Source organism: Patulibacter ginsengiterrae, from assembly GCF_056269115.1.
Window position 1 is genome coordinate 766842 of record NZ_JBWDOG010000001.1, and the last position, 10971, is coordinate 777812.

Consider the following 10971-nt stretch of genomic DNA (forward strand, 5'->3'; position numbering starts at 1 on the left):
CGGATGAACGACATCCTGAGGAACGGCACCTAGACTGGCGGTAGACCGCCGAAGCGCCCGGCAGCCCGGGTCGGGAACACGAACTCGCCGCTGCGATGAATCAGGCCCGCGCACCGCAGATCTCGCAAAGCCCGGTCGACGCCCTCGGCACTGTCGAGCCGGGGATCGTCGCTTCGCAGCTCGGCCTGGACCTCCGCGACCCTCAAGAGGGCCGGGTAGAGGTCCAGCAGGTGGTTCAGGGCGACGGCCTGCAACTGGTCGTCAGACTCGGCCGGGGACAGTGCCAGGCCACGGGTAGGCTGGTCATGCATGGGAGTTCACGCTCCTGTGCCGGCCCCGGGGGCGCGCCAACGTCGCCCCGGGGCACTTCGATTGTCAGAACGACAACGAAACAGCTGGCCCGAACCCAAAGCCAGGGCTTTTGCGGGCCGATCGCGCGGCGAAATCGGACCTCGACGAGCGAATCCGGACAGACGGATCGGCGTTGATTAGGCCACGATCAGGCCACCAACCGCGCTACTGGCACATAGACGCTTCCAACTTGATGGGCCCGTAGCCAACGAAAAAATGGCCCCGCAATGCAGGGCCTTCTCGGAAGTGGCGAGACCGGGACTCGAACCCGGGACACCACGACCCTCAGTCGGCGCCATTTCGGCCACCGCAGGTCGGGATTTGCAGGGATTTCCTGTACGCCGGTAGCCCCGAGTTGCCCATAGTCTACCGGGGTTTCACGCGGGTTCAGGCCACGAGCGTGGGGCTCGTGGCCTGATCGACCTCGCCCCGGCGCCGCACCGATAGCAAGAGGCGAGTCAGTGCGCTAGCGAGTCTGCCGAGCCCTGTCGATCGCCCAAGCGAGAACCGATTCTCGAACGAGGTGCGCGAACGTGTGGAGGCAGATCGGAAGGACCGCCGCGCCCCAGATGCCGCCAGCTCCGCGAACCGCGACCATCGGGAAGCGCTCATAGCTGCCGTCCTCGCCCGATATTGGCGGTTCGCACAGCGGCTGGGGAAATGCGATCCCGTCGTGCAGGTCGCGCGCGAACGATGCTCGTAGATCGTGCGCAATACCGGGTCAAGGTTCGAGAAGTCCACCCGCGCGCCAGCCGGTCGAGACTCCGGCGGCGGCGGATATCTCGCAACGAAGGCAAGGAGCTTGTGTTCGACCCGGAGCGTTCCGGCCAGATCCTTGGCGACCACGTCCACAGCCCGCGGGTCGATCTTCTTGAGGTCACCGCATGGCCGCCCGCGGTGCCGTTTGAGCAACTCCACGGGGTCGTCTTCCGCGGTCGCGAAGTCCGGCGTCAACTACGACCTCAAGCAGCTGCTGACCGCCGGGATCGTCGAGCGCGAGAAGCGCGGATCGCTCGCCTACTCCTAGGGGAGCACAGAAGCTCTATCTTGTTTAGAGCAAGAACTGCGCGGTCTCGGCGGCCGTATAGGAACGGGACCGAACCAGTGATATGCCGCACGACGAACTTCAAACCGACGCCGAAGTGACCCCGCCGAGCGGCCGGCCGCCGTCACGGCCGGTCGGTGGCGGAGCCGACGATCACGACAGAGCGGTCGCAGTCGTTCTTGACGGCCGAGCAATCGGGGATGTAGGTCATCCCGCCGTAGACGCCGCTCTGATCCTCGCCATTCTCGCCAAGGGCGGCCGATTTGGTTTGTGGCTTCGCGAATACGGGGTCGACGAAGCGTCCGTGACCGACAGGCTGAATACCAAATAGCTCTGGGGCCGTCGCCAGATGCACCAACGGCCCCATCAAGCCATCAACTATCGGGGTGGGCCCGGTCTAGGTGGGGCAGGTGTGATTCTCGGCCGGCCCGACAACCGAGTCGGAGACCAGCAAGCCGTTGATCTGGGTCAGGAAGCCCACGGTTCGCACCTTGTAGGTGTGTACCTGCGAGTGGTGGCAGTTGTAGGTGCCACGGGCCGTCGCGCTCGGGATGCCCACCGAATCGGCGTTCGCAAATGCGATCTGGCCACCGTCGCGGAGCAATTGAGCCTGCGCCGTCGCGGCGATGTAGTAACCCGGGGGGCACACGACCGATCCCGAGAACCCCACATAGTGCCCGACCGACGGGTTGGTGCTCAGGAGTAGGCTTACCGGGTATGCCGCGATCTGGCAGCTGACCGCGGCAGACGCAGCGCCCTGGGTGGCAGACGTGCTCGCGGATGCGTCTGGAGCCCCGACGAATGGCACCGTTGCGGTTGTGGCCGGCAGGTCGGCTCCTCCTACACCAACCAAGGGCGCGTCAGGTTCAAATCCCGGCTGGTCATTCTGGGCCTTGAGCGTTGCCGCGTCCGGGTAGATCGCCTTTCGCACGGGGCCGCCTGTCTCGTCGCGGCAGTCGGGCTTGAACGGGTCGGCAATGCACGATCCCGCCGGCGCGATCGCCTTCCACTCGCTAGGGATCTCCGACGAATTCGTCGCGACGACCGTACCGGCCAGAGCACTAGAAGCTCCTCCCAACGGTACGGCCAGAAGGACCGCCCCAAAGGTCACGGTTTTGAGGGCCTGCCTGCTCAGTCCCATTCTCATCTCCTGGGTTAGTACACAGCTTGTCCAGCATAAGGCACCAGTTGCATGTGTCAAGGGTGATGAGACCCTCCGCCCGCACGGCGGCCCGTCAGGGCGCCGGAGCGGCGCCGCACGTTTCGTCAGCCGGGTCGCGCCCCCGGCAGCGCCAGGCAGCCCGGCGCCGTGCCGCTGAGAGGACATCCATAGTCGATCCGTTCTAGACCAATCGCCTATGGCGATTTGGCATGCATTGCGAAACGGACGCCGAGAATGTCGGCACGGACACCATCGAGCCAGCCGGCTTGGCGGCTGAGAGCAGCAAGCCGGTAGAGCGCCGGTCGACGCCCAGCCGCAGGGCTTACAGCATCTTGGTCGCGGCCTTCGGCAGAGCAAAAGTGCCTTGAATGCCCCTGCCGAACATGTTCGCAGTACTACGCGTGATGCATTGCATCCGGTTCGGGTCGAGAGTCGATCCTACGGTGCTTGTAGTGCCAAACTCTCGCCGAACCATCGCAACCGAGGACGACATCCGAACGGAGCAGCAGGGCAAGCGAAGTAGTGCTCGTTCTCGCCCCGGGCTGCACCCGGCGCTCGGAGTGTTCAGCCTGGTCGTCATCGTCTTCATCGGGGCGGTGCTGTGTTGCGTCACCAGCCCCGGCGGGGTCACAGCCGTAGCGGCGCTCGTCGTGGCCTGCGGTCGGTATCTGGCGTCGTGTTGACGGTGCCGGATGGCCCTGCAACTGCCCGCGGCTTGAGGACCGGCTCGCTACGCTGCCGCCGTGCTTCGCCTCATGTGCCTCCCCACCGCCCTCGGACTGTTGTGCATCCTCTCGCTGGCGAAGCGAGCGAGCGGGGCCGGCGCACGCCTGCGCAGAGCTAGCCGCGAGGGCACGCGCCTCCGGTCGACCTAGAGCGCGAGGCAAGTACCAATACCCGCGCCCAGGCCGAAACTCAGTTGACGCGGATACTGCGAAACGTGCTGCCGCACGGCTCGGGAAGATGAACTCGCCGTGACGATGCAGCAGCCCCGCATGCTGCAGGTCGCGCACCGCACGCACGATCACGTCGCGGCCGCCGAAGCGCGGATCATCGCCAAGGAGCTCCGTCACCACCTCCTCGGTAGTGAACGGCGCCGGGTAGTCGTCCAACAGATGCATCAAGACGACGCCCTGCATCTCGCTGTCAGCTTCGGCCGGGGAGAGGCCCCGGCCGTGGGTAGGCCGGTCTTGCATGGGAGTTGCTGCTCCTGTGCCAGCCCCGGGGACGTTCGCGCGTCGCCCGGGGCACTCTTGATTGTCAGAACCCGACCGACGCTATGGACCGAGATCCAAAGCCAAGGCTTTGGGCCCGCCAAACGGGCGCCTAGCAACCCGCCGGACGCAATTCGACTGCGGCGGCAGCCAACGAGACCCGCTGGTCGTTGCCCTCTCGCTCCACGAGATCGGCCGCCGCCCGTGCGCTCCGTCCAGGTAGGCGGGGAAGATCCGGGGTGCCCGACGCGCTCTTCGCCCCCTACGTGCCGCTAGGACAAGAGGCAACCGTCGGGCCGTGGCGACTCGTGCCGTTCAAGGACATCGACACGTGCGCCGCCGTACCGGTGCACCTACGCCCACACGTGACGCGACTGGTCGAGGCATACCGGCCCGGCGGTGGGCCGTCGCTCGGCGCAGTCGCATTGCCGTCCGGAGACCAGGTCGAGGCCCCGTTCTCTCACCCAGAAATGCGGAGACTCGGGCACGCACTGCTCGCCGGAGCGATGTCCTGCAACCCCGCCATGGTGGGGGGCCGGGGGACGTAAGCCCGAACGCGGGCCATGCGATGACGACGGCGGAGAACGCCTTGGTCTATGGCCACCCGCTTGGAGGACGGGACAACTCGTACGCGACGGTGACCGGAATGCTCGTCCGAATCTCCGCGATTCACCGCGCACCCGACGGGAAGCCACTGCCTCCGATCGCACCGCCAGTCGAGCTTCCCAAACCCCGTCTCGCGTCGTTCGACGACGAACTCGCTGACGCGACCTACTCGGCGCTCGACGAGGACGAAGCGGCCGGCCGCCGCTTGGGCCGCGCGCTGGACTGGTACCGGATCGCACTGAGCAATGCAGAGGCCGTCACGCTCGAAGTGCGAGTCGGCGCGACCCGCAGCGCCCTGGAGGTACTCACCGACTCCGGGGACCAGACGCAGGCCCTCGTACGCGCCTTCGGTCACCTCACGCGAGGACCCGACACCCCGGAGAAGACCTACGGCCGCGACGAGGTGTTTTGGGCGAATGGCCCGGCACCCCTTACCCCAAACGAGCGGTGGCTGACGCGTCTCTGCCAGCTGCGAAACGCGATCGTCCACGGCAAGGATGTGCCCGACGAACTCTGGCTCCTCGACCATCGGCACCAGCTCGATCACATCCACGACCAGCTGATCGACGCCCTGAGGATCACAGTCGCCAACGCGGCAGACGACCAGCTGTTGCGACGGCCGCCCACCGAACGGCGCTTCCACCGCCACATCGCAGCGCAGGCCCAGCGACTCCGCGACGGTTCCGCTGAGGCTTCGGGCGAGGCGCGAGGGCACCGCCCGAAGTAGGAGTCGCGCCAAACGGGGCCCCTGCAACTCGTCAGTTGCAATTCGAACTGAAGCACCGAACGACGGATTCACAGCTGATTAGGCCATGATCAGGCCACGAACCCCAAAACGTGGCGCGTAGGCGCTCACAACGGGCCCTCCCCGGGGAACGAAAAAAGCCCCGATTTACGGGGCTTTCTTGCGTATGGCGAGACCGGGACTCGAACCCGGGACACCACGATCTTCAGGCCAGGTGCCCGCCGATCCGGCGCTTGCCGCTGAGCAGGTTGCGGGCGATCGCCCGACGCTGGATCTCGTCGGTGCCCTCGAAGATCCGCCACAGCCGCGCCTCGCGGTACCAGCGCTCGATCGGCAGCTCGCGGGTGTAGCCCATCCCGCCGTGGATCTGGAGCACCCGGTCGACGACCCGGTTGGCCATCGTCGCCCCGCTGAGCTTGGCCATCGACGACTCGTGGCGCGGATCGCGGCCCTGCTCGACCGTCCACGCCGCCACCAGCACCAACCAGCGGGCGCTCTCCAGCTCGACCTCGCTGTCGGCGATCATCGCCTGGATCATCTGGTGGTCGCCGATCGGCACCCCGAACGTCTCGCGCTGGTTGGCGTACGCGACGGCCATCCCGAGCAGCCGCTCGGCCGCCCCGATCGCCTGCGACGGGATCACGTAGCGGCCGCGGCCGATCCACTCCATCGCCAGCCGGAAGCCGTCGCCGACCTCCCCCAGCACGTTCGCGTGCGGGACCCGGACGTCGTCGAACGCCATCGCGATCGGCTCGGCCGGCCCCATCGTCTCGATCGGCGACGAGGTCCAGCCCATCGACCGGTCGACGATGAAGGCGGTGAAGCCGCCGCGGTAGCCCAGCTCGGCGTCGGTGACCGCGATCACGATCGAGAAGTCGGCCTCCTTGCCGCGGGTGATGAAGGTCTTCTCGCCGTTCAGGATCCAGTCGTCGCCGTCGCGCCGCGCGCTCATCCGGATCGCGGTCAGGTCGGAGCCCGCCCCCGGCTCGGTGACCGCGAAGCAGGACGCGCGCGTGCCCTCGATCGCGGGCAGCAGGTACTCCTCGCGCTGCGCCGCGTTGGCCTTGTAGAGGATCACGTCGGTCTCGCCGCCGAAGACGAACGGCACGAAGGTCCGGCCGATCTCCGTCCAGACCAGGCTCTGGGTCACCGCCGGCAGCTCCGCGCCGCCGTAGGCCGCGGGCGTGCCGAGGCCCCAGAAGCCGAACTCGCGCGCCCGTGCCTGCAGCGCCCGCAGCTGCTCGTGGGGCAGCGCCGGCTCGCCGCGCCGCTCGCGCTGGAGCACCTCCGGCTCGAGCGGCATCACCTCCTTCTCGATGAAGGCCCGCGCGGTGTCGCGGATCGAGCGCTGCCCGTCGCTGAGGGAGAAGTCCATCGTCGCCGCTCCGCGCGGCGCTAGCGCGCGCCGCCGTTGATGTTGATCGTCTGGCCGGTCACGTAGGCCGCATCGGACGAGGCGAGGAACGCGACCACCGAGGCGACGTCGTCGGGCTGCCCGACCCGCCGCAGCGGCGTCGCCGCGGCCACCCGCTCCTGGTACTCGGCGGGCTCGAGCCCGAGCCGGCGGGCGGTCAGGTCGGTCATCGCGGTCGCGATGTAGCCGGGAGCGACCGCGTTGGCACGGATCCCGAAGGGCCCCAGCTCGGAGGCGATCGTCGCCGTCAGGCCCTGGATCCCGGCCTTCGCCGCGCTGTAGTTCGCCTGGCCGCGGTTGCCGTAGGCCGAGCGGCTGGAGAGGCTGACGATCGCGCCCGACTTCGCCGGCACCATCACCCGCTGGACCGCCCGCGCGCAGAGGAAGACGCTCTTGAGGTTGACGTCGACGACCGTGTCCCAGTCCTCGTCGGTCAGCCGGAAGAGCAGGTTGTCGCGGGTGATCCCGGCGCTGTTGACGAGCACGTCGATCCGGCCGTGGCGCTCGGCGACCCAGGCGACCATCCGCTCGACCGCGTCGCCGTCGGTGACGTCGACCGCGACCGCACTCGCTCGGTGGCCGGCCGCTTCCAGCTCGGCGGCGACGACGCTGGCCGCCGGCTCGTCACGGTCGGCGAGGATCACGTTCGCGCCCTCCTCCGCCAGCCGCCACGCGACCGCGGCACCGATGCCACCGCCCGCGCCGGTGACGATCGCGACCTGCTCGGGGAAACGCCGGGACGTCGTGCTCACTGCTGCTCCTCGTTCGCCGGGCCGGCGAGCCGCGCCCGGGACTGCGGTGGTTGGCCGCAGACGACACTAGATGATCGATTCCCCGACGTCGCGGCGTGACCCACGTCCTGAAGGCACCCCACATCCACGATTCCGCGGACCAACCGGCGCTGCGACCGACCCGGAGCTAGCGGTTGCGGCGACTGTGGACCCAGAGCCGGTCGGCGCCCGCCCAGGCCGCGAAGCAGAGTCCGCCGATGGTGCCCGTGACGGTCAGCAGGACCCCCGCCGCGGCCGCCGCCGCGACGCCCTGGCTGCCGAGGATCAGGACCGCCGCCGCGGCCCCGACCCCCGGACCGATCGGCAGCTGGCCCAGGGTGACGACGGCGATCAGGACGGCGACCGCGTCGAACAGCGAGGCGTCGACGCCGACCGACTGCAGCAGCAGCCAGTTGCGGAGGATCTGGGCGGCGACCGCCACCAGCACGAAGCCGACGACCCGGCCTCCGTGACTGAAGCTGCGGATCGCCGCCAGCCCCCGCCAGAGCTCGCGGCCCGTGCGCATCGCCAGGTGGCGCAGCCCCGCGCTGATGGTGACGATCAGCGCCACCACGACGAGCGGCAGCCACCACGGCAGCCCGAGCGGCGCGACCAGCGTGAACGAGCTGAGCGCGGCGAGGACCGCCTCGACGGCGAGGATCGGGAACTCGGCCGCGATCAGCGTCGGCACCTGCGGGCTGACCGTCGGGGACGAGCGCCGCAGCGCCGTGATCCGCGCGGCGACCCCCAGATGCCCGTTGAGCACGCCACCCAGGACCTGCATGCTCGACGCGCGGTAGAGGACCCGCCGCGCCACCGTGCCGCCAGCCGCCTCGATCGAGAGGTGCCACGCCTCGCTCCGGGAGACCAGCGCCGCGATCTGCAGCAGCACGGTCACGATCAGCACCCAGGTGGCGGTCCCCGACAGGGCCGTCGCGAACTCCTCCCGGCGTCCGGCCAGGACCAGCGCGAGCACCGTCAGCGTGCCGAGCGAGCCGATGATCGTCAACGGCGTGCGGTGCCGGGCCCCGAACGCGCGCAGCCGGACGAACCAGGCGATCACCCGCCCGTCCTCGTCCCGCGGAGGACCGACCGGCACGCTACCCACGGCCGGCACCGCCCTTCCCGCAGACCGACAGAGCCCTCACGTACCGACGCTACCGCGCCGAGCGCGTCCCAACCCGCGGCCCTCGGGCTCCGCCCGGAGCGGGCGGTGCAGCCTCCTACACGGAACTACGGACGAGCACCACGGGGTTTGCGCGGATGGCAGCGCGCCACGAACGAGACAGAGTGCGCCTGTCGGAACCCACCGCTCCCCGTAGGACGCCGCCATGACCGCCGCCTCGCACCGCTCCTCCCGCCCGCCCCGGAACGAGCGGGTCGTCGTGCTCACCACGGGCCCCGAGCGCGACCGACTCGAGCGCCGCGCCGGCCAGATCACCGCCGCCCGGGAGGCGCTCCGCCAGCACGTGCGGCACGACGCCGAGGTCGGGCGACGGCGGACTGCGCTCGCGCGGGTCTTCGACGAGTTCACCGTCGAGCTGCACCAGGTCCAGGCCCGGATCGCCGCGCTCGACCACCGGAACCGGCGGCGCTGAGCCGCCCGCCCCTCCCTCTCTCGCTTCACCCGTATACCGAACTGCCGAGGGCCCTCCCTCCGCGCTCGACAGCATCGAGCATCGCCCCTCTGCGGACGCAGTAAAACGATTCACGCCCCGCGTCGAAGTCGACGGCCGCGACCCCGGACGGCGCGCGGGCAACACCGCCGAGGACGGCAAAGGCCCTGCTATTGGCAGGATTCTCCGGTCCACCCGGAGCCCGGCAGCGCCCGCGCGCCGGACCGAACCGGGCGACCGCTCGCTCCGCGGGCCATCTGGCCAAGCCGCTTGCGATCGCCCAACTTCTGTGACACCTTCCACCCACCAGTAATCCTTGACGGGTCCTGCCTCCCGCCGTCCCGCCGCACCATTTCCGTGAGGATCCGATGACCCTTTCCCTGACCGCCCAGCAGCAGGCCGATGCCGCCTACGTGGAGAGCCTCGCGCCCCCACGGACCCGCCACCGGCTCGACCTCTCCGACGAACGTCAGTACCGCCACGCGGTCACGATGCACACCCTCGGCGGCCAGACCCCGGACGAGTTCCCCGGCCTCCACGCCGCGCTCGCCCAGGCCCGCGAAGCGCACATCGCCGCCGGCGGTCCACCGCCGATCGACGTCGCCGACGACGCCGGCTTCGAGACCGGCGGCGTGATCAGCGACGTCAGCACCCAGACCGGCACGCGGAACACCGGGTCGAACGGCTTCTCGTCGGTGCTCGGCGGCGCGCCGATGCTCTCCAACGTGCTGGTCATCAAGGACCAGAACGCGGTCCTGCTGGCCAACGGCTCGTCGGTCGTCTACGGCGACGGCACCTACCTCCCCGTTGCCACCAACCCAGCGACCGCGCGCCCGATCGCCGCGCACATGACCGGCACGCTCCAGTACAGCTACCAGCCGGGGATCGGCAAGCCGATCGTCGTCGAGAACGTCTACGTCCACCGTGACCAGGGACCGCTGGCGGACCCGGTCGTCCAGCAGCCGGTCAAGCGCGCCGGCACGCCCGGGCCCCAGCTGCGGATCGGCCTCGGTCGCGGGACCGGCTACACCGGCGACGTCGACTACTGGTTCTGGCAGGGGCAGGCGAGCACCACCTACGCGGTGCCGCTGGTCGGCTACGCCGACTTCGACGGGACGATCGCCACGCCGCTCTCGACGAACCTCACCGTCGCCGGCTACCTCGCCCGCGCCAAGAGCACCCCCGCTCCCGATCCGGGACCCAAGGGCGGGATCCTCGAGATCTCCCCCGCCCAGATCGCCAACGTCATCAACTCCTGCCAGCCCTCGGGCGGCCAGCTGACCTACACGCTCCCGGCCGCCGTCAGCGCCTCCAATCCGGGCAACCCGATCGTCTGGATCCCGGCTCCCTGGGACACCAGCGAGCTGACCTTCTTCCTGATCCAGTTCACCGTCAACCTCGTCGGCCAGCAGCAGCCGGCGGTCGCGTCGATCATGAGCGCGACGACGCCAGACCTCGACACGCTCGACGGGGTGACCACGATCCCGCCGATCCAGTTCGTCTTCCACTGCCTCGCCGCAGGGACGCAGATCGCGCTCGCGGACGGCACCACCAAGGCGATCGAGGACCTGACCAGCGACGACAGCGTGCTGGGCGGCGACGGCAGCGCGGTCCCGGTCGTCTCGACGATGCTCGGGAACCACCAGGGCGAGGTCCTGCGGTTGGCCGTCGACGGCGACCGCGAGCTGGTCCTCTCGCACAACCACCTCGTGCTGACCCCCGACGGTCCGGTGCCCGCCGGCGAGCTCGAGGTCGGCGACCAGGTGCTGGTCGAGGACGGGCAGGCCACGCTGCGCTCCGTCACCAGCGAGGAGTACGACGGGCTGCTGGCCAACGCGAGCCTGGTGGTGTCCGGCGAGCCGGTCGATCCCGGCTGCGAGAGCCTGCTCGCCAACGGCGTCCGGGTCGGCGACTACGAGCTCCAGGTCCAGGTCGCCGAGGCCCGCCGCAACGACCCCGAGCGGATCCTCGCCACGCTCGACCCGTTGTTCCACGAGGACTACCGCCGGCACCTGGCGAAGACCACCGCGGTCTGAGCGGACGGCGTC

The 10971-nt window shown here is 69.5% G+C and carries 10 protein-coding genes; 4 read left to right on the forward strand and 6 right to left on the reverse strand.

From position 1 onward, the window contains the following. Positions 1 to 29: 29 nt before the first annotated feature. Positions 30 to 311, reverse strand: coding sequence for a hypothetical protein (locus tag ACVUH9_RS03325; RefSeq protein WP_475753919.1), 282 nt, complete (start codon positions 309 to 311; stop codon positions 30 to 32). A gap of 944 nt (positions 312 to 1255) precedes the next feature. Between ACVUH9_RS03325 and ACVUH9_RS03330 the strand changes: the two genes are divergently transcribed. Beyond that, on the forward strand, positions 1256 to 1378 hold the full coding sequence (locus ACVUH9_RS03330; protein ID WP_475753921.1) for a hypothetical protein: 123 nt from the start codon (positions 1256 to 1258) through the stop codon (positions 1376 to 1378). Between the two features lie 142 nt (positions 1379 to 1520). Here the strand turns inward: ACVUH9_RS03330 and ACVUH9_RS03335 are convergent, their stop codons facing one another. Then, complete coding sequence (locus ACVUH9_RS03335) at positions 1521 to 1763, reverse strand: hypothetical protein (protein WP_475753923.1); 243 nt, start codon at positions 1761 to 1763, stop codon at positions 1521 to 1523. A 30-nt stretch (positions 1764 to 1793) separates the two neighbouring features. After that, entirely contained in the window at positions 1794 to 2543 is a 750-nt protein-coding gene (locus tag ACVUH9_RS03340; RefSeq protein WP_475753925.1) for a hypothetical protein, read from the reverse strand. Between the two features lie 1797 nt (positions 2544 to 4340). Between ACVUH9_RS03340 and ACVUH9_RS03345 the strand changes: the two genes are divergently transcribed. Further along, positions 4341 to 5105, forward strand: coding sequence for a hypothetical protein (locus ACVUH9_RS03345; RefSeq protein WP_475753927.1), 765 nt, complete (start codon positions 4341 to 4343; stop codon positions 5103 to 5105). Between the two features lie 223 nt (positions 5106 to 5328). On the opposite strand, the gene ACVUH9_RS03350 is transcribed toward ACVUH9_RS03345, so the two are convergent. The 3 genes from ACVUH9_RS03350 to ACVUH9_RS03360 form a co-directional block, all read right to left on the reverse strand. Beyond that, complete coding sequence (locus ACVUH9_RS03350; protein WP_475753929.1) at positions 5329 to 6498, reverse strand: acyl-CoA dehydrogenase family protein; 1170 nt, start codon at positions 6496 to 6498, stop codon at positions 5329 to 5331. Between the two features lie 20 nt (positions 6499 to 6518). Further along, complete coding sequence (fabG, locus tag ACVUH9_RS03355) at positions 6519 to 7289, reverse strand: 3-oxoacyl-ACP reductase FabG (protein WP_475753931.1); 771 nt, start codon at positions 7287 to 7289, stop codon at positions 6519 to 6521. 166 nt (positions 7290 to 7455) lie between these two features. Further along, positions 7456 to 8406: a hypothetical protein gene (locus tag ACVUH9_RS03360; protein ID WP_475753933.1), complete on the reverse strand. Its 951-nt coding sequence runs from the start codon at positions 8404 to 8406 to the stop codon at positions 7456 to 7458. A 232-nt stretch (positions 8407 to 8638) separates the two neighbouring features. Here ACVUH9_RS03360 and ACVUH9_RS03365 point away from each other — a divergent pair, with 232 nt between their 5' ends. Beyond that, complete coding sequence (locus ACVUH9_RS03365; RefSeq protein WP_475753935.1) at positions 8639 to 8905, forward strand: hypothetical protein; 267 nt, start codon at positions 8639 to 8641, stop codon at positions 8903 to 8905. Positions 8906 to 9291: 386 nt separating this feature from the next. After that, the gene (locus tag ACVUH9_RS03370; protein ID WP_475753936.1) at positions 9292 to 10959 is read left to right on the forward strand and encodes a Hint domain-containing protein; all 1668 of its coding nucleotides are present in this window, start codon (positions 9292 to 9294) and stop codon (positions 10957 to 10959) included. The last annotated feature ends 12 nt before the right edge of the window (positions 10960 to 10971 follow it).

Excerpts from the sequence above, each read along its gene's own strand:
- ACVUH9_RS03325 (WP_475753919.1), bottom strand. The coding sequence starts at position 311 with ATGCATGACCAGCCTACCCGTGGCCTGGCACTGTCCCCGGCCGAGTCT.
- ACVUH9_RS03350 (WP_475753929.1), bottom strand. The coding sequence starts at position 6,498 with ATGGACTTCTCCCTCAGCGACGGGCAGCGCTCGATCCGCGACACCGCG.
- ACVUH9_RS03340 (WP_475753925.1), bottom strand. The coding sequence starts at position 2,543 with ATGAGAATGGGACTGAGCAGGCAGGCCCTCAAAACCGTGACCTTTGGG.
- ACVUH9_RS03370 (WP_475753936.1), top strand. The coding sequence starts at position 9,292 with ATGACCCTTTCCCTGACCGCCCAGCAGCAGGCCGATGCCGCCTACGTG.
- ACVUH9_RS03365 (WP_475753935.1), top strand. The coding sequence starts at position 8,639 with ATGACCGCCGCCTCGCACCGCTCCTCCCGCCCGCCCCGGAACGAGCGG.
- ACVUH9_RS03335 (WP_475753923.1), bottom strand. The coding sequence starts at position 1,763 with ATGGGGCCGTTGGTGCATCTGGCGACGGCCCCAGAGCTATTTGGTATT.
- ACVUH9_RS03345 (WP_475753927.1), top strand. The coding sequence starts at position 4,341 with ATGACGACGGCGGAGAACGCCTTGGTCTATGGCCACCCGCTTGGAGGA.